Source organism: Pseudoalteromonas sp. 1_2015MBL_MicDiv (genome assembly GCF_002407505.1).
In the GTDB taxonomy this organism is placed as follows: domain Bacteria; phylum Pseudomonadota; class Gammaproteobacteria; order Enterobacterales; family Alteromonadaceae; genus Pseudoalteromonas; species Pseudoalteromonas fuliginea.
Genome location: NZ_CP012737.1, coordinates 2769478 through 2796280 on the forward strand (window position 1 = coordinate 2769478; position 26803 = coordinate 2796280).

Sequence of the window (26803 nt, forward strand, 5' to 3'; positions counted from 1 at the left end):
GTTTAGCACGTCATAATATAACTTAAACACACTGTTAATAAGTTCAATATGCACTGATTTAACTCCTACTGCAGCAAGTCCCCTCTAGTTATTAAAAAGTGGCGCGAGGTTTGTAACCTAGTGGGCTCAGTAAAAACCGAGCAAAGCTTCCGCATCCTGCTCACGCCCCTTATCTACATCCTGTAAGCAACAAAGAGTTAATCGTCCTTAGAAATAACCCGACGGGCAGCGCATGCTTGGTCTTTGTGCTACGTTATCGCCTATTTATGGGGAATAACCGCACTTCATAGGCTCTGCCTTGCCTAAAAACCAAACATACTGATGCAAGTTCAACCACCAAAGTTCAACACGCCCTAACCTACATTTTAGAGCATCGCAATAAAATAGGGTGTCTACTTGCATAGCAAGAGTAAATGTATAAACAGCGCCTCTTTTGATACTCAGCAGTAGTTAAAACGATCTTTTAGAGCTGTATTTACCTACCTAAATGCCTGTTATTAGCTAATTTGCGTTCAAATCCCGCTTAATATCGATAAACTTTATTGTATATAAATCAGAATTTGGTAAGTTAACTGGGTTTTTAAACTCATAAAGCCTATTCCGGCTAATCTTTCTATGGAGTTATTATGCGTAAGACACTGATCGCCACTACTATTGCTAGTGCCCTAATACTATCGGCCTGTTCATCAGATGAAACAACAAAAACGGCAGAAGAAGGCGCAGCACAAGTGCAAGACATGAACGCAAACAATGTTTTATTTAAACCAAGCCCATTGCAATATATGGCGCCAGAATTTGATAAGTTTGGCACAAAAGACTACGAAGCAGCGTTTGATGCTGGTATTGCACAGCACACAGCGCAAATTGAAGCTATTGCTAATAACCCAAAACCTGCAACATTTGAAAATACATTAGTTAAAATGGAGCTATCAGGCGAGTTATTGAACCGCGTATCGGCTGCTTTTTACAACTTATCGGGTTTAATTTCAGATGACGAATACCAGCGCATTGATGAAAAAATGGCGCCGGTATTATCAGCTCACTCAGACGATATTTACTTAAATGGTGCATTATTTAAGCGCGTACAAACAATTTATGACAATCAAGATAAATTAAATGCTGAAGATCAACGTCTAGTTGACTTTTACTACAAGCAGTTTGTAAAAGCAGGTGCTAAATTAAATGACGCTGAAAAAGCTAAAATGCGTGAAATTAACTCAGAGCTAGCTCAACTGTCGACCGCGTTTTCACAAAACATTTTAAAATCATATAAAGAAGACGTCATTGTCGTTACTGATAAAAGTAAATTAGCCGGTCTTTCTGAAGGTGAAATTGCAGGTCTTGCAGCTTCTGCTAAAAAGGCGGGTAAAGACGGCTACATGATCACGTTAGTAAATACAACGCAACAGCCTATTTTAAGCAGCCTTGAAAACCGCGACCTGCGTGAGCAAATTTTTAAAGCTTCTGCAAATCGTGCTGCAAAAACCAACGGTCCTATTATTATTAAAGAAACCAACCTACGTGCCCAAAAAGCAGAGCTTTTAGGCTATAAAGATTGGGCTTCTTATGTAATGACGTCGCGTATGGCGCAAACAACTGACAATGTATATGGCATTCTAGACGACCTTGCGCCAAAAGCAGTTGAAAAAGCCAAAATAGAAGCAGCCGCTATTCAAAAAGTGATTAACGATTCAGGCGAAAACTTTGAGCTTAAACCATGGGATTGGACTTTTTATGCTGAAAAAGTACGTGCAGAAAAATACAACTTAGACCCAGCACTTGTTAAGCCATACTTTGAAATGCAGTCGGTAATTCACGACGGTTTATTCTTCGCGATGAATAAACTATATGGCATTACGTTTAAAGAACGTAAAGATCTTCCCGTTTATCATGAAGATGTAACTGTATACGAAGTATTTAACGCTGATAACAGTGCTATCGGTTTATTTTACTTAGACCCATATGCACGTGAAGGTAAACGTGGCGGTGCATGGATGAGTGCATACGTAAGCGAAAGTGGCTTAAAAGGTACTAAACCAGTTATTTACAATGCGCAGAACATTCCAAAACCTGCTGCAGGCGAACCTACGCTAATGACGTTTGACGAAGTGTCTACTATGTTCCATGAATTTGGTCATGCTGCACACGGTTTATTCTCAGATGTTAAGTATCCAAGCTTAGCGGGTACTGCAACGGCGCGTGACTTTGTTGAATTTCCGTCGCAAGCAAACGAAGATTGGATGATTGAACCAATGGTACTTGCTAACTACGCTAAGCATTACAAAACAGGTGAGCCAATTCCACAAGCCCTACTTGATAAAGTACTTGAATCGCAAAAATTCAACCAAGGCTATGGCACTACCGAGTATTTAGCCGCTGCACTACTTGATATGGAATGGCATTCATTTGGTTCTGATGAAAAAATTACTGATGTTCAAAAGTTTGAACAAGACGCGCTAGAAAAACACGGTATTGCTTACTACCCTGTTCCACCGCGTTACAAATCAAACTTCTTTAGCCACACATTTGCAGGTGGTTATTCAGCAGGTTACTACGCGTACCTATGGACTGAAGTGTTTGCAGCAGATGCCTTTGCACATATGGAAAACAACGGCGGCTTAACACGTAAAAATGGTGACAAGTTCCGTAAAGAAATCCTATCAAAAGGTAACAGCCGCGACTTAATGCAAAGCTACATTGAGTTTAGAGGTCAAAAACCAACTACCGACGCATTACTTAAGCGCCGTGGTTTAGTTGAGTAAATAACTTAATTTATTAAGCTCACTTTTATAAAAGCCCGCTTGCGGGCTTTTATTGTTTATACCCTCACATATAACAGATAAACTTAGCTCAATATTTATTAAAAGATGATGGTTATGCAGTACTTATTTACAGTCACTTTGCTATGGGCGTTTTCGTTTAGTTTAATTGGTGTGTACTTAGCAGGACAAGTTGACGCTTGGTTTAGCGTATTAATACGCATAGCACTGGCAACACTGATTTTTTTACCTTTTTTAAAGCTCAAACAAACGCCTAAACCTTTAGCCTTAAAGCTTATGCTGATTGGCGCTATACAACTTGGTGTTATGTATAGCTTTTACTACCACTCATTTTTATTTTTAACCGTTCCTGAAGTACTGCTATTTACTGTAATGACTCCTTTGTACATTACCTTGCTAAATGATGCATTGAATAGACGCTTTAACCCACGCTTTTTTATAGTCGCGCTTATTGCTGTAATCGGCGCAATTACTATTCGTTACGAAAACCTAAATAACAATTTCATAATCGGTTTACTATTAGTTCAAGGTGCGAATATAAGTTTTGCTGTAGGCCAAGTCACCTATAAACGCTTAATGAATAAAAATCAACTTGATGATAAAACCGTGTTCGGATGGTTTTTTATAGGCGCACTTATTATTGCCATAATTTGTTATGCATTATTTGGCAATTCAAACAAATTACCAACCACTTCTACTCAGTGGGGCATACTGATTTATTTAGGGGTTGTTGCATCAGGCCTTGGTTACTTTATGTGGAATAAAGGCGCAACACTTGTCAACGTTGGAGCTCTAGCAGTCATGAATAACTTACTTATCCCAGCAGGGATTATTGTTAACGTGCTTATTTGGAACAGAGACGCTGACATAGTTAGGTTAAGTATTGGAGCAGCTATAATGTTAGGTGCATTATTGGTCAATCAAATGCTTAATAAAAAGTGAATTAATAAGTTTGTAGCTAAATTGTCATTAATAATCATTAAGGTAGTACAAATTTTACTTTTTAAGGATAAACAATGAAACGTATTACCTTACTTACAAGCTGTATATTGTTAGCCGCACTTGCAGGCTGTGATGACGATGTAGAAATAGTAGAAAAAGAAGTGGTTGTTACCAACACCGAAGTGGAAATTGTTGAAGTACCTACGCCCATTGTTGTAGAGGTTGCTGAAGGCGCAAATATTCAGCTAGGCACTCGCCCCGACTATTTAATTGATGATATGGCGCAAAGCACACTAAAAACAAAATTAGAGTCATGCAGCGAAGGGCCATTTTATCGTACTGATTTTTCCATTGGTCATCGCGGTGCGCCAATGCAATACCCTGAGCATACTAAAGAAGCCTACATTGCTGCAGCCAGAATGGGCGCAGGCATTGTTGAATGCGATGTTACATTTACAAACGACAAAGAGCTTGTTTGTCGCCACTCTCAATGCGATTTGCATACCACGACTAATATTTTAGCCATTCCTGAACTTGCAGCGAAATGCAGTGTGCCATTTACACCAGCCGATCCTGCTAATGGTATTGCTGCATCAGCTAAATGTTGTACCAGCGACATAAGCTTAGCGGAGTTTTTAACCCTTGAAGGTAAAATGGATGGTGCAAACACTAATGCAACTACCGTTGCCGATTACATGGATGGTACACCAAGTTGGCGCACTGATTTATATGCCACCAACGGCACATTGATGACCCATAAACAAAGCATTGCACTGTTTAATGAGCTGGGTGTAAAAATGACCCCAGAACTAAAATCGCCACAAGTAAGTATGCCATTTGATGGAATGACACAAGAGCAATATGCGCAAAAAATGCTAGACGAGTACACACAATTGGATGTGCCAGCCTCAAAAGTTTACCCGCAATCATTTAACCTTGATGACGTAAAATACTGGATTAACAACAACCCTGACTTTGCAGACAAAAGCGTATACCTAGATGGTCGCGACAGTGAAGCCGGTTTTGATCCAAGTAACCCGCAAACATGGCAACCAAGCATGGATGAACTTGTTGCCGATGGCGTTAAAATTTTAGCCCCTCCTATTTGGATGATGCTAACAATAGATAGCGAAAACAATATCGTCCCCTCGCAATATGCAATTGACGCTAAAGCGGCAGGTTTAGCGCTTATTGCATGGAGCCTTGAGCGATCAGGCCCGCTAAATGAAGGCGGCGGCTATTACTATCAATCAATTGCTGATGTTATAGATAACGATGGCGATATGATGACGGTTGTTGATGTACTTGCAAAAGACGTGGGGGTCATGGCTATATTTTCAGATTGGCCTGCTACGGTAAGTTATTACGCCAGTTGTAATAAAATGCCTGCAAGTATTTAATACCAATCTGCTTATATATGGGGTCTATTTAACGTTAAGAAAATTACGCTAGAACTAGGCAAAAATTTTTTATCTAGTTGTTCTAAATAAAAAATTTTTAACGACGTTATAGTGAAATTTAATTCGTTAAATTGATCAAAGATTTATGCAGGTTGGTATAAATACTCAACAACAAGAGTCGTTTATTTTATCGCGCTCAGTTACCATATCATTATATATAATTTTATTTAACTGAGCGCTTTTATGATAATCCAACAACATAATGCTGACTTGCCAACATCTACAGGTTTAATGCGAACAACTGTATATCGCCCTCAAGCGCAAGGACAGTTCCCTGCTATCATTTTTTATTCTGAAATATTTCAGCAAACCGCCCCGATTGCACGCAGCGCAGCTATTTTAGCAAGCCATGGCTTTGTGGTGTTAGTCCCGGAAGTATTTCACGAGTTAAACCCTATAGGCACTGTGCTTGCTTACGACGATGCAGGTAAAGACAAAGGCAATGCCGACAAATGGGCAAAACCACTTGAGCATCATGATAGCGACACGCAAGCCATTATCGACTTTATAAAGCAACAAACTTACTGCACAAGCACCGTAGGCGCAATGGGCGTATGCATTGGCGGACATTTAGCTTACAGAGCAGCACTTAACCCTGAAATTAAAGCGGCTTTTTGTTTATACGCTACTGATATTCACAGCAATACATTACCGGCAAAACTAAGCAACAACTCATTCGAGCGTATGGCTGATATACAAGGTGAAATTCACTTTATATGGGGAAAACAAGACCCGCATGTACCAAAGGAAGGCCGCGCTAAAATATACCAACAATGTGTAAGCACAAACATTAATTATCAGTGGCAGGAAGTTAACGCACAGCATGCCTTTATGCGTGATGAAGGTGAGCGATACGACGCTGCCCTTGCTATTAATATGTATCAACAAGCGGTTGCATTATTTAGCCGTACTTTATAAGTGCTTTATAAATATTTTAAAAGCGAAAATAATTAAACGCCTTTCAGCATACCTAAAGCGGTATGCTGTTTTACAAAGTAGGCTTTTAAGTAATCAATAAATAATCGTAGTTTTTTAGATCCCGCAGCCCCTGGCGGAAATACTCCATACAGTTCAATATCTTTGCTTTTATAATCATCTAATATAATTTCAAGCAACCCAGCTTGTACTTTTGGCCACGCATCGTAAAGCGGAATACGGCCAATGCCATGCCCAGCTTCTACAAAGGCAGTACGTGCGGCTGCGTTATTAGTACTTAGCCCACCTTGCATTGTAATATCGTGTTTTTTGCCATCTTTTTGAAGTGTTAATGTTTTACTCCCGAGCTGGTAAACGACCCATTGGTGCTCTGCTAGTTCTAAGGGTGTTTTAGGTTTACCAAAATGTGCAAAGTATTCCGGCGCGCCACAAATACAGGTGCTCATTGTGGTCAGCTTGGTTGCCTGCAAGTTGGAGTCACTCAGCGCCACGCCCCTAATTGCAAAATCAAACCCATTTTTAATAATATCGATAACGTCATCCGTAAGTTGTAAATCAATTTTTATTTTAGGATATTGCCGTTTAAAGGTATTTATTGCAGGCACAATTAATTGCATTCCTACATTTACGGGGCAACTAATTTTAAGCAAACCTTGTGGCTCACTTTTTATATTTTCTATTTGTTGATTAGCGGCATTGGCTTGTTCGGTAATTATTCTACAACGCTCATAATAAGCAATGCCGGCTTCAGTGAGCGCCATGGTGCGGGTTGAACGATTTAGTAAAGTGATTTCAAGTTGGGTTTCTAATTTCTTTAAATGATAACTTGCCACGGCTCGCGTAAGCCCTAGCTGTTTAGCAGCAGCGGTTAAGCTACCCTGCTCTACAATTTGTGCAAATACCACCATACTTTTTAACTGCTCAAACGACACTTTCATAAACGCTCCACAATGTGTTTCAAATTCAACCCCTTAATTGTATCAATTATTAAATCAATAAAGTTAAATTTATCATCGTTGTTTAAATAGGTGTTAGTCCATATAGTAATCGGTAAGCAAGATTACTAATTTAAATCATCAGAAGGAATATATTCAATGTCTAAAAAAATACTTATGGTTCTTACATCTCACGCAGAACTTGGTAACACTGGCGAAAAAACAGGTTTTTGGGTAGAAGAATTTGCAGCCCCTTATTACGCCTTTGTTGATGCAGGCGTTGAAGTAACGTTAGCGTCTCCAGCTGGCGGCCAACCACCCATTGATCCGACAAGTACACTTGCTGATTTTCAAACAGATGCAACAAAACGTTATGACGCAGATAGCGCAGCACAAACATTAATGGCAAACACTAAAGTGTTGAGTGAAGTGAATTCAAGCGATTTTGACGCTGTATTTTACCCAGGTGGCCACGGCCCATTATGGGACTTGGTTGACAACACAGATTCAATTTCACTTATCGAAAGCTTTGTAAAAGAGCAAAAACCGGTTGCTGCGGTATGTCATGCAAGCGCGGCATTTTTAAATGTTAAAGATGCTGATGGCAATGCGTTAGTAGCGGGTAAAAAAGTAACTGGTTTTACCAACTCAGAAGAAGCTGCAGTACAACTTACCGATATCGTGCCATTTTTAGTTGAAGACGAGCTAATTAAAAAAGGCGGCGATTATCAAAAAACTGACGACTGGGGCGTATTAGCACTAGTAGATGGTTTAGTAATTACCGGTCAAAATCCAGCAAGCTCTGAACTAGCTGCTAAAAAGCTACTAACTAAGTTAGGTTAATAGCGAGTAATAATTAAAATTAAGCACAGTATTTTATGCTGTGCTTTTTTAATTGCTTTTCATTAGCAAATACAATTCCTATACTGGCAACTCTTAAAGTCAATTCATAGCTTAGTTCTTAAGGAACACAGACCGTGTGACTTCCTATCTTAAAACGGCAAATATCATTGTTTTTCTCAATGCTTTGCCGCTTACAATTTACCGCTAGTAGCTCAAATACACGATGTATCTTATGGCTGCACCGTGTTTGTTCTATGCAATCCAGAATATCATCCAACCAAAGATAACTGCACTTACTCGCTCTAAATGTCGAGATCGCACACTTAAACATACCCGCTGCACTATGGCAGATAAAACGCTTGATAAGTGTTTGCAGTATGCTCAGCCAAACCAATGATTCGGCAATATGAGGATCTCGTGTGATGAACCCTTTAAGATTATTCCATGACTTTAGTTCTTTGAAAAACAACTCAATTTGCCAACGAGTTGCATATATATCGAGTAGTTCGTCAAAGCTAAACTGTGCCTCTTTTAAATTAGTAACAAGGAAAACGGGGCGCTTTTCATTCGGTAAATAGATAAGCCTGTACTCGGGCCCATTTTTCTTCCAACGTACTGTTAATTCAAGTGGTTGGCTTGCGAATTTATCGAGTAACGTTTTGATTTTAATGTTTTTTTCTTTAATTTCTATACCCGCGCAATAAGCTGATGTAACGATTGGGTTAATGTTTTTATTTGCTCTGATCAAAAAATATCCGCCATCTTGAGCTACTTGCTCAAAGTAATCTAAGTCAAAATACCCAGCATCAGCAAGTAATAACGTATCTTCAAGTGTGTGGCTACCTGGTAAAAAGGCGCGCTCAGTTTCAACATCAGGACGAATATCTATTTCGCAGGGTTGTTCATTAAATAGGTCATAGGTAACGTGCAACTCAATTGCGGCAGGACTTACAGCAGTAAAACGACCAGCAAAAACCTGCGCTAATTCATCATGTAGAGCAAATGAAGAACCATCTTGCAATAACACTCGCTGTATTCCTCGCTGGGTAAAAAAGGTTTTATCCAGCGTGTTTACAGTCAATTTAGACATCGCTTGAATAACGAGCTCACGGACAAGCTCAGTCAAGGCTGGTTTTCGAATTTGATTATGAAAGGGTTTATAACTTATCGTGCAATCAGCCTGCGTTCGCAAGTTTTGATGGATATCTGACAAGTTAGCGTCTTGCAGGCAAGATAAGCTTTTAAATACGGCTTTGAGCAGAGAAACGATCGACAGGCAACGGTGTCGAACTTGAAATCCAGAGGTTTTTGCAAGCTCAATGAGGTGTTTTTCTGAGATAAGGGCTTTTAATTGGTTTGAAACTTGGTTAATCTGCATGTGAACTCTGTTTTTAGTCATGTTTTTATTGGCGTAACTATTTGATCATTAACAGAGTTCAACTTCAAGTTTTCTTAAGATTCAACCTATGAAAGTCAATTAGGGCAATTATATGGCAACCAAGCCAACCACACTGTCATTACTAACCAGTACCCGTTTCGCAATTTTTAGTATTGTTGTTATTTGCTTTGTACTACAAGTAATTAATAGCCTCCCTGGTATAAGCTTAAATGGTTTAGGAATATACCCACGCAGTATCCAAGGCTTAATTGGCATACTATGCGCGCCTTTTTTACATGGTAGCTGGTGGCATTTTGCCAGTAACATGATCCCATTTGTAGTATTAAGTTGGCTAATTTGCCAATACAGCGTTAAGCGTTTTTATAATGTATTCATTTTTACCGCTTTAGTTGGTGGACTGTTAGTTTGGGCATTTGGGCGCAGTAACATACATGTTGGTTTAAGCGGTGTTATATATGGTTTGTGGGGATTTATACTTTGCTATGGCGTGGTCAGGCGTTCGTTAAAATCCATTATCATTGCTATTGCTGTTGCCATACTTTATAGCGGTTTTATATGGGGTGTTTTACCTCAGCGCTACCATGTATCGTTTGAAAGCCATCTATTTGGAGCGCTAAGCGGGTTGTTTTTAGGTTATAGATTAGCAAAAAACGATAAGCTAAAAGGTCGATGAGTTAAATATTAAACGAAACCTTTAATTAATTTTTTATGTCCCCATTTATGAGTAAGTATTAAACAATTCTATTTAACATTGAGGTTATTTATGAGTGATGAAAACGAGTATACACCACCAAAAGTATGGACGTGGGAAAGTGAAAGTGGCGGTAAGTTTGCTAGTATTAATCGCCCCGTTGCCGGCGCGACTCATGACAAAACTCTACCTATTGGTGAGCACGCATTTCAGCTTTATTCTCTTGCGACACCTAATGGTCAAAAAGCCACTATTATGTTTGAAGAGCTTTTAGAGCTTGGCTTAACTGGTGCAGACTACGACGCATATTTAATAAATATAGGTGATGGTGATCAGTTCGGTTCTGACTTTGTTGATATTAATCCAAATTCGAAAATCCCAGCACTAATGGATCATTCAACCACGCCACCGACTCGTATTTTTGAATCAGGTTCTATTTTACAGTATTTGGCTGAAAAATTTGATGTACTCATCCCTAAAGACTTAAAAGCTAAAACGCAGTGTCGTAACTGGCTATTTTGGCAAATGGGTTCAGCGCCATACTTAGGTGGCGGATTTGGTCACTTTTATAGCTATGCGCCAAGTAAAATGCAATACCCTATTGACCGTTTTACAATGGAAACTAAACGCCAACTTGATGTGTTAAACCGTCATTTAAGCGAAAACGAATACATGGCGGGTGATGAGTATTCAATTGCCGATATCGCCATTTGGCCGTGGTACGGCTCGCTAGTTCTAGGTGCTTTGTATGATGCAGCTGAGTTTTTAGATGTTGCTTCGTACACTCACGTTGTACGCTGGGCTACACAGGTTTCAGAGCGTCCAGCTGTAAAACGCGGTCGTCGTGTTAATCGCACATGGGGCCCTGAAGAAGAGCAAATGGCAGAGCGCCATAAAGGCAGTGATTTTAAATAAAATAGCCACGCTATCTTTGTATAAAAGCCAGTAATCTTTGCTGGTTTTTATACTTCAAAAAACACGCCATTTATTGCCAATAAATCAATTAAAGCAACAGCTTAATACAAATTAACTATTTAAATCATTTATTATAAAATTATTTTCTTTTAAAATATGAAAACGCTCCAAAATAAGCTAACTTTAATATAAATTATTAAAACTAAGTGTTTTTATGCGTATAACTATTTATCTCATCATCATAAGCCTCTTTTATACGGCCTCTTTTTCCTTTAGTACCTACGCTGAAAATATTAAAACACTGACTATTTATCACGATTCTGACTACTCTAATCATAACGAATCCGCCTATGCAATGAAAATGGGAGCACTTACAGCACTCGCCGAAATTAATAATAATGTACAAGGTTACCAAATAAATTTTATTGAAAAAGATAATAGAGGAAACTCTAATCGCAGCTTGCTGCATATGCAGCAGTTTTTAAAAGATTCAAACGCGTTAGTTTTTTTGGGAGGTCTACACTCTCCTCCCTATATTAAAAATAGAGATTTTATAAATAAAAATAAATTATTACTTTTAGTTCCTTGGGCTGCTGGAGGGCCAATTACCCGCTACCCTGACGCGAAAAACTGGGTATTTAGACTCTCTGTAGACGATACAAAAGCAGGCCATCGAATGGCCCAATTTGCAACGCAGACTCTTGGCTGTCAAAAACCCCAACTGTTATTAGAAAATACCCCTTGGGGTAAGTCTAACAATATTGCGATGAGCAAAGCATTGGGGAATATTAAAACTAAAGTAAATTGGTTTAATTGGAACATAAAAGCGAATAGTGCAAAAATAATTCTACGTGAAATCATAAGCGACCAAGCAGATTGTATTTTGTTTGTGGGTAACGCACTTGAAGGAGCTGAAATAATTAACGCTATGGCAAGCTTTGTAGAGAATAAGCGAGTACCTATAATTAGTCACTGGGGGATCACTGGGGGGATTTTTTCACAAATGTTGAGCACGCAATAAAATCAAACCTCAACCTGCATTTCATACAAAGCTGTTTTTCTTTTTTAACTAAACCCCAAACAAAGCTTACCAAAAACGTGGTAAATCAAGCGCTATCGCTTTCCCCCCCTTCTATAGCACCAGAAAAGCTGGATTCTCCGGCTGGGTTTATTCATGCATATGATCTTACTAAAATTCTATTACAAGCTATTTCGCAAACAACATTAACCGACGATATACAAAAAAACAGAGCGAATGTTAGGCTCGCACTAGAGAATTTAAATCAACCAATCGATGGATTAATTAAACAATATAAGCAGCCTTTTACTCAGTGGTCTAGTGATGATCCAGATGCACATGAAGCACTTGGGTTAGATGATTTATGCATGGCAAATTATAAACCTGATGGGAGTATTCATATATTAAATAATTTAGAAGGCAGTCCAGAATAATGCCAAACTCACTGAGTAATAAATTTAAACTGACAACAAACAATGCATTTTATACTTTTTTAGCATTGAGTTTAATACTTTCAGTAACAATAAGCCTTTTACTTGTTGGGAGCAGAGCTAATGATGCTATTTATGATTTACAGAGTAAAAGTATAGAAATTGAATCGGAGTTAACCACTAGCTACTTAATGCTTTTTATAGAAACCCGAGAACAGATCCTCAAAGATATTGCTCGCCAGCCAATTTTGTCAAATGCAATCATGGGCTCAGAGACATCTAAAGCTGCGCTATTAGATTACCTTGATGAATATAAAATTTTAGGAAAAACCGAAAAGCTTGTTATTACAAATATTCTCCAAGAAGTTGTGTATAGCAGTGACTCATCATTAGCTGAGGTAATTGCGACAGAACCTACTTGGCTAAATAGTATAATTAACAATCAAATAGAAAGCGCTGTTATTTTACGGTCATCACAATCGCAATATTTTTTTACCATTGCAGTACCTATAAAATATAACAACCTCAGTGAAGGGGTGCTAACAGTACAATTTAGCACACCGCTTAGGGAGTTATTACCTGCAAAATTTGTATTAAATAATCACAACATCATACTCAGTGGCCCTTGGGTCTCTTTTTCAAATTTAGATGAAACACAGCAGTATATTTCAATCAGTAAAAAACCGGTTGGCTCCACAGGCATTGAGTTAAATTATTTAATAAAAAACAGCTTGTTAGCTGAAAAAGTAACCGCCTTTATGCTAGATATAGCAGTAGCTCTTATTTTAAGCCTACTCCTTTCATCTGTTGTGTTATTAATTTTTGGTAGGCATTTACTATTAAACCCATTTAAGCAGCTTGAGATTTCAAAAAAAGCGATCAAATTAAGTGAAGCCCGTTATGAGTTAGCAGTTGAAGGCAGCAATGATGGTATTTGGGATTGGGATATCCTCTCTAATACAATATATTTTTCCCCACGGATTAGAGTATTACTTGGATACAATGAAAACGATATAGAGTTTTTACCTAATACAATTGAAACATTTAATAACCTAATTCATATTGATGATATAGATGAAAACCAAAAACAATTAAAAGCGCATTTAACGCAAAATAAACCATATAATATTGAATACCGCTTAAAGAATAAATCAGGTGTATACCGTCACTTTAGAGCGAAAGGCATGGCATTACGAGACAGCAATAATATTGCCATCAGAATGGCGGGCTCAATTACTGACATCACTGAACAAAAAAAATCACAAGAGGCATTAAAAAAAGCCAAAGAACAAAATGATTTATTAGCCCATGCTATAGAGTCTTGTAATGTAGGAATATCGATCGCAGATGCTAAAGTTCCTGGTCTACCTTTAGTATTTTTAAATAGCGAGTTTGAAAAAATAACCGGTTACAAAAAAGAAGATATGATCGGTAAAAATTGCCGTGTTTTACAAGGCCCCAACACAGATAAAAAATCAATATCGGTCATTAAAAACGCAATAAAAACATTAAAAACTCAGCGTGTAGAAATAGTAAACTACAAAAAGGATGGCACCGCATTTTGGAATAGTTTACAAATCTCCCCTGTTTTTGACGAACACTCTAAACTCACCGCCTTTGTAGGAATTCAGCAAGATATCACTAAACGGATTGCTGCCAATCATTCATTAATTGAAGCAAAAGCATTAGCAGAACAAGCAAATATAGCAAAAAGTGAGTTTTTAGCCTCAATGAGTCATGAAATACGTACGCCTATGAATGGAGTACTCGGTATGCTTAACTTTATTTTAGATAGCCCTTTAAACGAAAAGCAGCAATATCAAACACGTATTGCACTTAACAGTGCAAATTCTTTACTCAATATAATTAATGATATTTTAGATTTTTCAAAAGTAGATGCAGGTAAGCTTGAGCTAGAAGAGTTAGAGTTTAACTTGCATGCCATGCTAGGAGATTTTTTAGAAACAGTCGCAGCTCAAGCATATAGTAAAGGTATTGAACTTATTTTAGATATTACAGATATCAAATACCCTTTCGTTATTGGAGATCCTGGACGACTCAGACAAATATTAACAAATCTTGTTAATAACGCCCTTAAATTTACCCATGTAGGGGAAGTGCAAATTATTGCTAAATTAATTCCCACTAATGGGAATGAAATACGCTTTAACTGCCAAGTGAAGGATACCGGAATAGGCATTCCAGTAGATCAACAAGCCAAGTTATTTAAATCATTTTCACAAGTAGATTCTTCAACAACACGGAAATACGGCGGGACAGGATTAGGCTTAGCTATCGTTAAAAAACTCTGCAATTTGATGCAAGGTGAAGTAGAGGTAAAGTCGGACGAAAATAAAGGGAGTAACTTTATTTTTGATATCACTTTAAAGAAAAGTAAAAAAACAGAAAAAATAATGCCTCCTATAGATATTACTGGAATTAACATACAAATAGCGTGCAGTAACAAAAGCCAAGCTAACGTACTTCAAAAGCAGCTTACACAATGGGGAGCAATCGTAACAATAAGCTCATCAGCAAAAATTGCGCTAAATACTTACGAGCAATTTTATACCCAACATGCTCATCCTTTCGACATTGTAATTATTGATACAAAACTTAGCGACAGTAACGGATTAACACTCGGTAAAACGATTAATGATCTAAATCTTCTCAGTACAGCAAACCTTGTATTGATGACCACAATAGATCAGTTTGAAACTAATGAACACTATAAACAAAATGGTTTTACTGCTTACTTTCCAAAACCGATGACAACTAAAGATATTTTTAACCTTCTTACAAAATGCTTACCCGAGAGAAATACTTTACATAGTGAAAATACCCAAACTTGTACCATAACCGAAAAACCACTTGGGCCGAATGATATTGTATGGCGTGAAGATATACGTATTTTATTAGCTGAAGATAATCAAATTAATCAGATTGTCGCCGCAACAACATTGAAAAAGATGGGAATTAGTGTTGTAGATATTGCGACCAATGGTAAAGAGGTACTTGATTACTTAGATCAAAAAAATACTATTGAGCCATACTCTCTTATTTTAATGGATTGCCAGATGCCTGTTATGGACGGATATCAGGCAACAACTTTAATTAGAAATAATGAAGCAAGAGATAAAGCAAACGCCATTACAATCATAGCCATGACAGCGAATGCTATGACGGGTGATAAAACTAAATGTTTAGATTCCGGAATGGATGACTATATATCAAAACCAATTGCCCAAGATATTTTATTTGAAAAGCTTTTAAAGTGGCTTCCTCACTCTGTAAAATAGACATTCAGCCACATTTTCTTACATATATTTAGTTGTTCTAAAATTAGTCGTTGGTACTATAAATTAATCTTGAGCAATACTATATTGCTCGTTAATTTAAAGGATTAACGAATGAATAAAATAATAATAACGCTATGTGCTTTAGCTCCTTGCCTTGTATCAGCACAAAAACTAGCAATACAAACAACACAAGCATTAATTACAACCGACTCCGCAACTGTATTTGCATATAACAAGACCCTAAAGCAGCTTGAGAGCATCAATTTACTAAGCGCAAAAAGCATTCAACTTACCCTACCCAATAATGCGATTGGTTTTGATGTAGCAACACTTGCCAATGCCGATACCAAACAAGCACTAATTTTAGCAAACGACGGGGTTTATAAAACCAATAGCGACAAAACAACATTATTGTTTACTTATGAATCAGTGCTTAATACATTAAAAGTAGATGAGTTTGAGAAAATTGATTTTGTTTTTGATGCCAATAACGATGGTTTAAGTGATATTTTTATCCCTAATTTAACAAGCAGCACCTTATATGTTCAAAACAAAGACGGCAGCTTTAAGCCCAACCAATTTATGCAAACACCTTTGTATGAAGGTCGTTTTTCAAGTAAAGGACTTTCGCTGGAAGTTAATATTAGCAATAAACCCGTCGTTATTGATTTTAACCACGACGGCTTAAACGACCTAGTATTTTCAAACGACTTTGGAGCAGATGTACTCCTTGCTAATTCAGAGGGCTTTGAGCAAAAGCTTACCTCAATTGACTTTGACATCGAGTTAGGCGAACTAAGTAATGGTGAAACTCGAAAAATAAAGCAAATTATTGATATTAATAACGACGGATTTCTGGATTTTACAACCAGGCAGTTTAAGCCTACGCAAGGTATGGATTCGTTAGATATAAAAATAGCACATACTTTATACCTAGGGAGCGCTAAAGGTTTTACTAATACGCCCATTACCTTATTTGAAACACAGGGCCCTAGTGAACTATTGCTCAAAACTGATTTTAATAATGATGGCTTAATTGATTTACAAAAAATGGACTTAGATATTGGCTTAGGTACTATCGCGTCTATGGCATTGGGCGGTGGCAGTACTGATGTAGATGTAGAAATGAATCTTTATAAACAGCAATCCGACGGCTCATTTGCCAATAAATCGAGTATCGAACTTGATTTAGAAATGGAAGTGGGAATGAACGGCAATGATTCCAAACCAGCGCTCTATTTAGGCGATATTAACGGCGACAGCTATATTGATGCGGTATACAAATACAGTAAAAAAACACTGTATATTTATTACGGAGAGCAAGATTCACTGCTAAATAAAAAACGTAAAAAATTAAAATTAACGCTGCCTAAAAATAACAAAGATATTCTGTTAGTTGATATAAACCAAGATGGTAAAAAAGATTTTGTATTTAAATTTACCGAAGAAGATGGCACCAACAAAATAGAAACACGGTTAAATTAAGCCAATAAAAAAGCCCAACAGAATTAACCGTTGGGCTTTGGACTTAAGACTTTCGAGTAACAGTCAGCTTTACTCTAAGTAATAATACCTAAGCAGTTACATTTAGCAGCGAATCGCCTTCACTTAAACCAAATTTCTCTTGCACTGATGCAAGGATTGATTCTTTATCTTCACCTGACAACTGGTTTGAATACTCAGTTAAGAGCTCATCTAAATAGCTGACTACTTCGTCTGTATCGACTGATTCTAATGAGTTTTGTGGCGGTGGCGGACGCTGGCCTTCTGCCCGTCCTGCATCACCAATACTTTTAGCATCAAATTCAAGTTCGCCCATTAAATCAGCAAGCTCTTTAGTGGGTGCAATACCTTGTTCTTTAAATGCTGCTTGAATACTTTGCGCATCGTCGCTAGTTAAGTTTTCTGCATCAAACTGTGCAAGCGTTTCTTTAATAAAATCGCTTTGCTCTGTTGTTAGCTTTGCTGTTTGGCTGCTTTGTTGCGACATCAAACTGGCAGAACTGCTGTTAATACTATTAATCATTTTAGTACCCTTTCAACGTTCACGACGAGGTGGTTTATGATCGCTAAGCTCTTGTTCACTGATTTCGCCATTACCATCGGCATCTATAGAATCAAAAATTGTTTGTGCATCGCCGTGCGGTGGTTTTTTAGCACTAAACTCTTCAAAGCTAATTACACCATCGCCATCAGTATCAATAGTTGAAAAATCAGGTCTTTCAGGAGGATTGTCACCGCCTCGTGCAGCTACATTAGCTGAAAAAGCAATAGATAATATTGCCACAGTGGCAAGTGTTGAAAAATGCTTCATAGTAATAACCTCGTATTTAAGAATTAAATTAAGATTACGCTTTAAAAACGCAAACAATGTGCAAACAATAGGGAAGTAGTAAATTATTTTGATAAAAAAATTAATTTAAAAAGTTATGGTTGATTGCATTGCAATCAATATATAAGCTAATAAAATAATACGATTAATAACTGACGAGCAGTTGCGTTACTGCCCTTAATTCTCAAAGCTGATATACTGCTTGAGCCAATTAAACAAACAAATACAGAGCACTTTCATAAATAATGATTAATAACCAACCCTACTTAGCAGGCAATCTGTGAAAATACCTAAACGCCTACAACCTCTTGTTGATGATGGCCTTATTGACGAAGTTATAAGCCGACTAATGAGCGGCAAAGAAGCCGATGTATTTATTGTGCGTTGTGGTGAACACATACGCTGTGCAAAAGTGTATAAAGATGCCGTTAAACGTAGCTTTAAAAAAGCGGCACAATACCAAGAAGGCCGAAAAGTACGTGGTGGACGCCAAGCCCGTGCTATGGGCAAACGCTCTAGCTATGGCCGTCAATTAGAAGAAGAGATTTGGCAAAATGCCGAAGTGGATGCGCTATCTCGTTTAGCCGGTGTGGGTGTACGTGTACCTGATACTTACTTTTGTATTGATGGCGTGCTGCTTATGGAGCTCGTGTCGGACGAGGATGGTAACGTAGCTCCTCAACTTGGACATGTCGTTTTTAGTGAAGAGCAAGCGATTGAGCAGCATAAACTCATGATGCATTATATTAAGCTTATGCTTTGCGCAGGTATAATACACGGTGATTTATCTGAATTTAATGTACTTGTAGATAATAACGGCCCTGTAATTATAGATTTACCGCAAGCAGTTAACGCTTCAGCAAATAACAGTGCACAAGCTATGTTTGCACGCGATGTAAATAACATACGCCGCTACTATGGTGAATTTGCGCCAAGCATACTAAAAACTCAATACGCTAAAGAAATGTGGGCATTATTTGAAGAGGCCAATTTAACGCCTAATTCAACGCTTACAGGTGAATTTGAAGACAGCGACGAACTTGCCGATGTAGATTCTATTCTTGATGAAATCCAAGCGGCAGAATATGAAGAGTTTGACCGTTTAGAGCGAATTAAAAATGCTGACGATGATGAGTAGCTCATCGTCATAGCTCACTAATCCCCCCCTTACTGCGGGTGCACAAATCGGTAGCCAACCCCATAAACAGACTGAATAACACTTTCAGTTTGTGTCACTTCATCTAGTTTTTTACGCAACTTTTTAATATGGCTATCAATAGTACGATGGCTCACAATACGCTGATCGGCGTACATAGTGTCCATTAAACTATCGCGCGAATAAATACGATTTGGGTTGTTAAACAAAGGTTTAAATAGCTGAAATTCAAAGTTCGTTAGCTCTATGCTGCTTGATTTGTATTTTACGTTGTAGGTGCTCTCATCAAGCTTCATTGTTGACTCTGTAACATCACTTGCGTTATTTAATCGCCTTAATATAGCTTTTACGCGTGCCACCAGCTCAGCATAACTAAACGGCTTACAGATATAGTCATCAGCACCTAACTCTAGTCCAAGTAATCTATCTATTTCTTCGACTCTTGCCGATACCATAATAATAGGCACGTTTGAAAAGCGCCTGATTGCTTTACACAATTCAATGCCACTTTGGCCAGGTAACATTATGTCGAGTAAGATTACACTCGGGCTGTTAATTTCAAGCCAAGGTAATACTTCATTCCCGTGATGTATTTGATGAGTGATAAAGTGGTGGCTGCTTAAAAAGTCACTCATTAAGTTAGCTAACTTTACTTCATCTTCCACAATCAGAATTTGTTCACTCATAGGCATCTCTGTAAGTAACCTCAACTTTATTTTTATAAACTAAATCGTCGGCAATCTAATAATAATGGCAAGACCACCTAAACTGGCTTTTTTAGCAGCTATTTCACCATTATGGCCTTTAACTATATGCTGGCAAATAGATAAGCCTAAACCAGAACCCCCCTCTTGGCGATTACGCGAACTATCTACTCGATATAAATACTCAAACAAATGCGATAAATGCGACTGCTCTACACCTACGCCATTATCTTCAATTATAAGCTCTAAGTAGGTTTGCCCTTTAATACTTATATTGCTAGCCGTTAATGAAATAGTTGAGCATTGTGCATAGTGTACTGCGTTCATTAAAATATTATCGAGTAGCTGCAAAAGGCGTGTTTTATCTGCTTGTACAGTTATGTGTTTAGCGCTATTTAGTAAATGAATTTTTATATTATGTTGTTCAAGCACAACCTGATATTTTTGCTCAATAGTATTTAATAATAACGCCATGTCAGTAGGTTGCATAGTGTAATGCATACCCCCTAACTCTGCGCTATTGAGCATATGCAAGTCGTCTATTAAGCGTTTTAAATGCAAAGCTTCATCGTTAGCCGAACTTATATTTTTTGTGTTCGGTTCTCGTATACCAAGTAGCATAGCTTCAAGTTCACCGAGTAAAATGCTCATTGGCGTCCTAAGCTCATGAGAAATATTAGCAAGCCATCGCTTACGTACTTGCTCATCTTTAGCGAGTGTAAATGCAAGGATATTAAAATCTTCGCTTAATTGGCCTAATTCGTCTTTTCGCTCAAGCGTAAGTTTGGTCTCGTAATTACCTTGCGTTAAGCGATGCATACCGTTAGCAATTTGCTTTACTGGGCTAACTAAGTGGCGAGACAATAAAAAGGTAACCAGTAATGTAAGCAATACCGCAGCTAAAGCAATAAACCATAAGTAGTTAGTTTGCTGCTGTAAAAAATCAAGCTCATAACCATCAACCAAGTTATCTCTTTTGGAAACAGCTAAGTAACCCACTGTTTTATCGCCCACTGTAATTGGGGTTGTTATATATTTTAAATCACTGAGATATTTACCCACTACTCGCTGTTTATTTTCATCAAGTAATGCGTAGTGAGCAATATTGTCCGGTGGTGGGCGGCGATCCATCCCTAAACGAACATGATCTGGCGGCGGTCGTCGCATCATCCCTCCCCTGTGACCCGGACCTTTTGGTGGTCTAGGTAAAAACTGGCTATTTTCTAGCTGCGATTCAACAAGCTTTCTAAAATTTTCGTCATCGCCAACAACGCGTTGCCATGAGGGGGTTTGTTCGTACTGTCTTGACAGCTGCGCAACAAGTGGTTCAAGCGCTTTCACCTCTTTTGCATTAACAAAATCAATTACGCCTTGGCCTATACTCCATTGTATAAGTACCACCAGTCCTGCAATAACACTAAAGGTAAAACTAAATAGTATTAAAAAAAGTTTATTATGAATTTTCATTAATGCGTGTTTTCAACCTTGCTAGGAAAGCTTTCAAATCGGTATGTTATAAACTCTTTGCTTTGATCGCTAACATACAACGTAGCAACTATTTTTTTGCCTTGAACGGTCCAATACATATGACCATGATTATTTAAAGTAACCGATACGGTATTTATACCAGTTTTAAATAAGTTAGCAGGTAAATGCAACGCTTGTCCGTAAATTCGCTGTATTTTAACCCCATTAATGTATAAATGAGCATGACCTTGTAAAAAGCCCGTGTCATCGTTTGTAGTAACGCTCATCATTTGCTGCATGTTCATCGCGCCCTCAGGGGGTACAGATAAATCATAGTTCTGTGTATCTAAAATTAAGTTATAACCCGACATACTATCTTTTAATAACTTAAGGCTTAATGCCGGGATTGGCGTATCACTTGGCACTGCTATAGGCATATGACTATGATCCATCATTTCCTGCCGCGCAAAGAGCTTAAAGCTCAATAGCGCAGCAGTAGTTAGGATCAATGCGTATTTAAAATAACGCATAGTTACTCCTTATATTCCCGGTGGTGGACCCATTGTTTCGCCCGTATCACAGCGACCAATTGAATTATCGGCTAATTGACCTTTAAAACGAGGCCCTATTTGATAAGGAAAAGAAGGCTGTAATTTACCATCGCTGTCTAACGTTAGTGTTATATGGTAGTGATAACCCTTGCCATCGTTAGTATCGTGGCCGTTATGCTCATCTAATTGAGCACCGGTTACTGTTTTTTGTGCGTAGTAATAATCTTCAAAATAATAACCATCGTCGGCATTTAATGTATTACCAGAGAGCGTCGTTACTTCTGCGCCAATAGCAGGACCTGCATCACTTGTTTGTGTACCTTGGCTAACATCGTATTGATCAACTAAGGTACAGCTTCGCTCGCCCTCAGTACCACAACCACCCTCACTTTCTGATGCGCCATAATCACGCATTTCCCAGCCGCTTAATGCAAGTTGACCGTTACTTTCATAAGGACCATAAAGCGGATAGCCATCAGCTGCAAACCCATAAATAGGTGAATGCGCATCGCCATCATCTTCAAGTAAATCAGCTAAGCAACTCGTATAAAAGTGATGATGATATTCACCGTTAGCAGCATGTCCGCCACACACATCAACATCATATTGCTCAGCAATGGGCGCTAGTGTATACCAAATATTATTACCGTAGCTCATACCATCGCCCCAGTTAAATATACTGGTGCCATTAACCATTAAGCCAACTGTACCTAAACCTGTTTCACAAGTTTCAGTGCCTGATAAGTCGGTAGGTGTTATCGGAAAATACGCCTCAACTGTTTGTTCTGTCGGGCAACCTGGTCCTGGAGGCCAATAACCTGCACCGCCTGTGTCATCACAGTTTTCAGTGCTGCTGTTATAGCCAATATCTTCACCAAACGAAATGGTTTGCCCTACTGCTGCTGAGGTTACACCGTTATAAAAATCAGTAGCTGCACGCGGGCGATTATTAAGTGCGTCTACTTGGTCTTGTGTAAGCGTTACGTCATATTTAGGAATGTCAGTTGTTTGCACATACATGTATTCAACGTCAGCATCTTCCTCAGTAACAGTAACAACCTCAACTGATTGAACATCTTCAACCACTGCGCCATTGTTTTGTATATAAGTGGAGGTTGTATCGTTGTTAATTAACCAGCTGGTAAGTTTTGCACTATTATCAACTACACCAGTATCTGAGTCTGATGAAGCAATAACATTAACTATAACGGTATCTACAACGACATCGTTTGTGCCGTCATCTGCACTGATTTCAAATACAAGTGCTTCATCGGTTAATACCTCAGGTGCAACAAACTCAGTAGACGTTGCGGTACTTGAAGATAAACTAACGGTAGTGCCTGATGTTTGTGACCAACTAACAGATACTTCGCCGTCATCTTCAACCGTTGAACTTAAATAAACGGTATCACCCGCATTAACAGTTTGGTCAATACCGGCGTCAACCGTTGGAGCACTATTACTGACCGTTTCGCCGTCTGTTGTAGTACTTGTAGAATCGCTGTTACATGCGCTTAAAGCGATACAAAGCGCGCTTAATGCAAATAACTTAGTTACATTAGAGGCTTTTGTTTTAAGAAGTGTTTTCAATGCTTGAACCTTTACTTTAACGTTTAATAAAACAAAGTTAACAAGTAAAAGTGCAAACAATGTGCACAAACAAAGGAAGAATCTACATAAAATTACAACTGTGGTCTTTTAAGCAAAAACTTATCTTTGGTTGTACTAAAGTAATCGCCGCCCATTTTGCCCACTGCATTTAATAATTCAGGATCAATATAGCCATTACTCATCACTTCATAGTCTATAAAAATACCCACTACATCCAACAACATCATTTTTCCGCCGCCAGGCTCATTTGAAATACTAATAACTTCGCGTAACTTACATTCAAACCGTACTTTTGAATCGGCAACGCTTGGCGTATTAACTAACTTACTTGGAGCTTGCGCGATGTTAGCTGCATCAAATTCACTTATATCACTAGGGTAATTTGCACAACTTTGATTCATTTTTTCAACTAGCTCTTGGCTAACTATATTAACCACACATTCTTTAGTTGCCATTAGATTACTGAGCGTATCTTTATTCGTTTTATCACTAGGGTTTACTTGCGTAACACTTAAAACAGGTGGCTTGCAGCTAGCCACAGTAAAAAATGAATAAGGCGCAATATTCGCAATACCTTCACTATTTAATGTACTTATCCATGCGATAGGCCGTGGGCTTATACCGCCGACTAAGTAAGAGTAAACATTTTGGTTGGTATTTTCGGTGAGATCTAAAAACATACTTTTCCTTTATTAAAAGTCACGCGGCAAATCTTAAAATAAGTTTATTACGTACAATACATTAAAGCAGCAGCCATTTTTTAAAATATGCATGAAAAAATAAACATAGTGTGGTTTAAACGTGATTTGCGTCTTAGCGATCACCAACCATTAAAAAGTGCATTTAGTAATGGCTTACCGACACTGTTACTTTATAACTTTGAGCCATTACTGCTCGAAGATGCACACTACAATGAGCGGCACTGGCGCTTTGTATATCAATCAATAGTTGAGTTAAATAATCAGCTAGCGCGTTTTAACGCCTGTGTTCATATCTTTAATTTAAACATGAGCGATTTACTTGAATCGTTAAAGACGCAGTTTGAAATAGTAAATATATTTAGCCATCAAGAAATAGGCTTAAACAATACCTTTGAGCGCGATAAAGCAATAAAAACTTGGTGCCAGCATAACCACATTAATTGGCTAGAGTCGCAAACAGGCGCGGTTATTCGCGGCAAAAAAAATCGTAATAATTGGAATGAACGCTGGCAGCAAACAATGCAAGCACCTATTGCTGTTCCTAATTGGAAGAGTATAAAAACAATTACCCTCAATAACTACCAAGCACCTGAGCTGCCAAGCGCTTACACGCAAGATCACGACAGCTTTCAACAAGGCGGCCCGTTGCATGCACGCCAAGTAATACAGAGCTTTTTTGCCGAGCGCGGTAAAGGTTATCAAAAAGGAATATCGAGCCCAAGTTTAAGCCAAACCCATTGCTCTCGGCTTTCGCCTTATTTAGCGTGGGGGAACATTAGCCTTAGGCAAGTGTATCAAATGGCAATTGATGAATATCACTCAAAGCACCCCGATAAAAGAGGCTGGAAGCGCCCACTTGCTGCGTTTGTATCGCGCTTGCATTGGCACTGCCACTTTATGCAAAAGTTTGAAAGCGAATCCTCTATGGAATTTTTAGCCCTTAATTCGGGTTATCACGTATTTCCGTATCGCGATGATGAACATGTGAAAAACGATATTGAACGCTGGGCGCAAGGTCAAACAGGTATTCCCATTATTGACGCTTGCATGCGCTGCTTAAAAGCCACCGGTTATATAAACTTTAGAATGCGCGCCATGCTTGTAAGCTTTGTAACCCATCATTTAAATATAAGTTGGCAGCAAGCAAGCTTTCCGCTCGCTAATTACTTTTTAGATTTTGAGCCCGGAATTCACTACCCGCAAATTCAAATGCAAGCCTCGGTAACAGGCATTAACACCATTAGGCACTACAACCCAATTAAGCAGTCAGAAGATCAAGACCCAACAGGCTCGTTTATTAAAAAGTGGTGTCCAGAGCTTGAAAAACTCCCTATTGAATATTTACATCAGCCTTGGGAGCAAACTCCAATGGAAGCACTCTTTAACGACTTTAAATTAGGGGAGGATTACCCTGAACCCATGCTTGATTTAACAGCAGCCTCAAAAGAAGCACGCGAACGCTTATGGCAATATCGTGAGCGAGCCGATGTTAAACGCGCCATAGGGAAAATTCTTAGGAGGCACGTAGCAATTACACCAAAAACAAGCCAAGTAAGAAATAAAAATAACACTGAAAGTAATAGTGAGACTAAGTAAGCATGACGCATAAAAAACTAAACTTACCTCAAAAAATATGCCCTCTTTGTAATAAACCTTTTACGTGGCGTAAAAAATGGCAACGCGACTGGGATAACGTTATTTACTGTTCAGAGCGCTGCAGACGTAATAAATAAGAGTAACAATTAGCTGGCGTCTATTTTGCAACATCATCAGTAATTAGTGCTTTTAAGGCTTTATATAAGTTTATTTTGTAAATAACGCTTAACTAACCTGAAAAGCTTACACCCAAGCAAGGAGAAGATGATGACTATTAAAAAAACGGCAAGTTCTACATGGTCTGGCGACATTAAAACAGGCAAAGGTAGTATATCAACTCAAAGTGGCGCGCTTAACAAACAACCTTACGGTTTTAATACCCGCTTTGAAGATAAGGCAGGCTCAAATCCTGAAGAATTAGTAGGTGCAGCGCACAGTGCATGTTTTAGTATGGCGCTTTCGCTTGCATTAGGTGATGCAGGCTTTACTGCAGACAAAATTGATACTAAAGCCACTGTAAGCCTTGATGAAGTAGATGATGGTTTTTCGGTTACGCATATTGCCCTTGAAGTAAAAGCGCGTATTGATGATATTCAAAATGAGCAGTTCCAAGCCTTATGCGAGCAAACCAAAAAGAACTGTCCTATTTCCAAGCTCTTAAATACTGAAATATCATTAGATGCGACACTTCAATCAGCATTTTAACTATTTAGGCTTAACTATTACAGTCCCTTACTAAACAAGCCAAGTAAATATTTACTTGGCTTTTTTATTATAAAGAAGTATCTCTAGGGCGTGTTGTTCTTTGGTGGTTGAATTTACAGCAATGTGCTTGGTATTTAGGCTAGGCAGAGCCTATGTTGTGTGGTTATTCCCCATTAATAGGTGATAACGCAGCATAGATGCCAAACATGCGCTGCCCTTTGGGTTCTTTCTAGGGACGATTGACTCTTTGTTGCCTACATGGGTGTAGGTAAGGGGCGTGAGCAGGACGCGGAAGCTTTGCTCGGTTTTTACTTATTCTTACATGGATGTA

General features: G+C 38.4%; 22 protein-coding genes and 1 pseudogene. 14 read left to right on the forward strand and 9 right to left on the reverse strand.

From position 1 onward, the window contains the following. Window positions 1-626: 626 nt before the first annotated feature. The 4 genes from AOR04_RS12410 to AOR04_RS12425 all read left to right on the forward strand — a co-directional run bounded on the left by AOR04_RS12410 (window position 627) and on the right by AOR04_RS12425 (window position 6100). Window positions 627-2762, forward strand: coding sequence for a M3 family metallopeptidase (locus AOR04_RS12410; RefSeq protein WP_096793514.1), 2136 nt, complete (start codon window positions 627-629; stop codon window positions 2760-2762). Between the two features lie 114 nt (window positions 2763-2876). Next, window positions 2877-3722, forward strand: coding sequence for a carboxylate/amino acid/amine transporter (locus AOR04_RS12415; RefSeq protein ID WP_007376881.1), 846 nt, complete (start codon window positions 2877-2879; stop codon window positions 3720-3722). Between the two features lie 74 nt (window positions 3723-3796). After that, window positions 3797-5122 (forward strand): glycerophosphodiester phosphodiesterase family protein, encoded by a 1326-nt coding sequence (locus AOR04_RS12420; protein ID WP_007376880.1) that lies wholly within the window; start codon window positions 3797-3799, stop codon window positions 5120-5122. A 243-nt stretch (window positions 5123-5365) separates the two neighbouring features. Next, a complete protein-coding gene (locus AOR04_RS12425) occupies window positions 5366-6100 on the forward strand; it encodes a dienelactone hydrolase family protein (protein WP_096793515.1) in 735 nt (244 codons plus the stop codon). Between the two features lie 32 nt (window positions 6101-6132). Here AOR04_RS12425 and AOR04_RS12430 read toward each other — a convergent pair whose 3' ends face one another. After that, window positions 6133-7056: a LysR family transcriptional regulator gene (locus AOR04_RS12430; protein WP_007376878.1), complete on the reverse strand. Its 924-nt coding sequence runs from the start codon at window positions 7054-7056 to the stop codon at window positions 6133-6135. 156 nt (window positions 7057-7212) lie between these two features. Here AOR04_RS12430 and AOR04_RS12435 point away from each other — a divergent pair, with 156 nt between their 5' ends. Beyond that, window positions 7213-7896 (forward strand): type 1 glutamine amidotransferase domain-containing protein, encoded by a 684-nt coding sequence (locus AOR04_RS12435; protein ID WP_008137014.1) that lies wholly within the window; start codon window positions 7213-7215, stop codon window positions 7894-7896. 118 nt (window positions 7897-8014) lie between these two features. Here AOR04_RS12435 and AOR04_RS12440 read toward each other — a convergent pair whose 3' ends face one another. Next, on the reverse strand, window positions 8015-9274 hold the full coding sequence (locus AOR04_RS12440; RefSeq protein ID WP_157770546.1) for an IS4 family transposase: 1260 nt from the start codon (window positions 9272-9274) through the stop codon (window positions 8015-8017). Window positions 9275-9386: 112 nt separating this feature from the next. On the opposite strand from AOR04_RS12440, the gene AOR04_RS12445 reads away from it, so the two are divergent. The 5 genes and pseudogenes from AOR04_RS12445 (at window position 9387) to AOR04_RS12465 (ending at window position 17134) form a co-directional block, all read left to right on the forward strand. Beyond that, window positions 9387-9968, forward strand: coding sequence for a rhomboid family intramembrane serine protease (locus AOR04_RS12445; protein ID WP_033031816.1), 582 nt, complete (start codon window positions 9387-9389; stop codon window positions 9966-9968). 90 nt (window positions 9969-10058) lie between these two features. Beyond that, window positions 10059-10901: a glutathione-dependent disulfide-bond oxidoreductase gene (gene yghU, locus AOR04_RS12450; protein WP_007376875.1), complete on the forward strand. Its 843-nt coding sequence runs from the start codon at window positions 10059-10061 to the stop codon at window positions 10899-10901. Between the two features lie 214 nt (window positions 10902-11115). Beyond that, a pseudogene (locus AOR04_RS12455) lies at window positions 11116-12353 on the forward strand (ABC transporter substrate-binding protein). Next, complete coding sequence (locus AOR04_RS12460) at window positions 12353-15649, forward strand: PAS domain S-box protein (RefSeq protein ID WP_096793516.1); 3297 nt, start codon at window positions 12353-12355, stop codon at window positions 15647-15649. Before AOR04_RS12455 ends, AOR04_RS12460 begins: the two are co-directional and overlap by 1 nt. A 111-nt stretch (window positions 15650-15760) precedes the next feature. Continuing rightward, window positions 15761-17134: an FG-GAP repeat domain-containing protein gene (locus AOR04_RS12465; RefSeq protein WP_096793517.1), complete on the forward strand. Its 1374-nt coding sequence runs from the start codon at window positions 15761-15763 to the stop codon at window positions 17132-17134. A gap of 88 nt (window positions 17135-17222) precedes the next feature. Here the strand turns inward: AOR04_RS12465 and AOR04_RS12470 are convergent, their stop codons facing one another. Both AOR04_RS12470 and AOR04_RS12475 read right to left on the reverse strand, forming a co-directional pair. Continuing rightward, window positions 17223-17675: a hypothetical protein gene (locus tag AOR04_RS12470; protein WP_096793518.1), complete on the reverse strand. Its 453-nt coding sequence runs from the start codon at window positions 17673-17675 to the stop codon at window positions 17223-17225. A gap of 12 nt (window positions 17676-17687) precedes the next feature. After that, window positions 17688-17963, reverse strand: coding sequence for an EF-hand domain-containing protein (locus tag AOR04_RS12475; RefSeq protein WP_007376870.1), 276 nt, complete (start codon window positions 17961-17963; stop codon window positions 17688-17690). Window positions 17964-18261: 298 nt separating this feature from the next. Here AOR04_RS12475 and AOR04_RS12480 point away from each other — a divergent pair, with 298 nt between their 5' ends. Further along, entirely contained in the window at window positions 18262-19119 is an 858-nt protein-coding gene (locus tag AOR04_RS12480) for a PA4780 family RIO1-like protein kinase (protein ID WP_007376869.1), read from the forward strand. 29 nt (window positions 19120-19148) lie between these two features. Here the strand turns inward: AOR04_RS12480 and AOR04_RS12485 are convergent, their stop codons facing one another. Genes AOR04_RS12485 through AOR04_RS12505 form a run of 5 tightly spaced genes read right to left on the reverse strand, consistent with a single transcriptional unit; the run spans window position 19149 to window position 24150 of the window. Next, window positions 19149-19823, reverse strand: a complete 675-nt coding sequence (locus AOR04_RS12485) for a response regulator (protein WP_033023590.1) — start codon at window positions 19821-19823, stop codon at window positions 19149-19151. Window positions 19824-19862: 39 nt separating this feature from the next. Then, complete coding sequence (locus AOR04_RS12490) at window positions 19863-21308, reverse strand: ATP-binding protein (RefSeq protein ID WP_096793519.1); 1446 nt, start codon at window positions 21306-21308, stop codon at window positions 19863-19865. Continuing rightward, window positions 21308-21838, reverse strand: a complete 531-nt coding sequence (locus AOR04_RS12495; protein WP_096793520.1) for a hypothetical protein — start codon at window positions 21836-21838, stop codon at window positions 21308-21310. The genes AOR04_RS12490 and AOR04_RS12495 overlap by 1 nt, the downstream gene beginning before the upstream one ends. A 9-nt stretch (window positions 21839-21847) precedes the next feature. Then, window positions 21848-23509 (reverse strand): YHYH protein, encoded by a 1662-nt coding sequence (locus tag AOR04_RS12500; protein ID WP_096794130.1) that lies wholly within the window; start codon window positions 23507-23509, stop codon window positions 21848-21850. Window positions 23510-23541: 32 nt separating this feature from the next. Further along, window positions 23542-24150: a flavin reductase family protein gene (locus AOR04_RS12505; RefSeq protein ID WP_096793521.1), complete on the reverse strand. Its 609-nt coding sequence runs from the start codon at window positions 24148-24150 to the stop codon at window positions 23542-23544. An 87-nt stretch (window positions 24151-24237) separates the two neighbouring features. On the opposite strand from AOR04_RS12505, the gene AOR04_RS12510 reads away from it, so the two are divergent. The 3 genes from AOR04_RS12510 to AOR04_RS12520 all read left to right on the forward strand — a co-directional run bounded on the left by AOR04_RS12510 (window position 24238) and on the right by AOR04_RS12520 (window position 26472). After that, window positions 24238-25767 (forward strand): cryptochrome/deoxyribodipyrimidine photo-lyase family protein, encoded by a 1530-nt coding sequence (locus AOR04_RS12510; RefSeq protein WP_096793522.1) that lies wholly within the window; start codon window positions 24238-24240, stop codon window positions 25765-25767. A 2-nt stretch (window positions 25768-25769) separates the two neighbouring features. Next, window positions 25770-25904, forward strand: a complete 135-nt coding sequence (locus AOR04_RS12515) for a DUF2256 domain-containing protein (RefSeq protein ID WP_076925416.1) — start codon at window positions 25770-25772, stop codon at window positions 25902-25904. A gap of 130 nt (window positions 25905-26034) precedes the next feature. Next, window positions 26035-26472 (forward strand): OsmC family protein, encoded by a 438-nt coding sequence (locus tag AOR04_RS12520; protein WP_008136991.1) that lies wholly within the window; start codon window positions 26035-26037, stop codon window positions 26470-26472. Window positions 26473-26803: the final 331 nt, after the last annotated feature.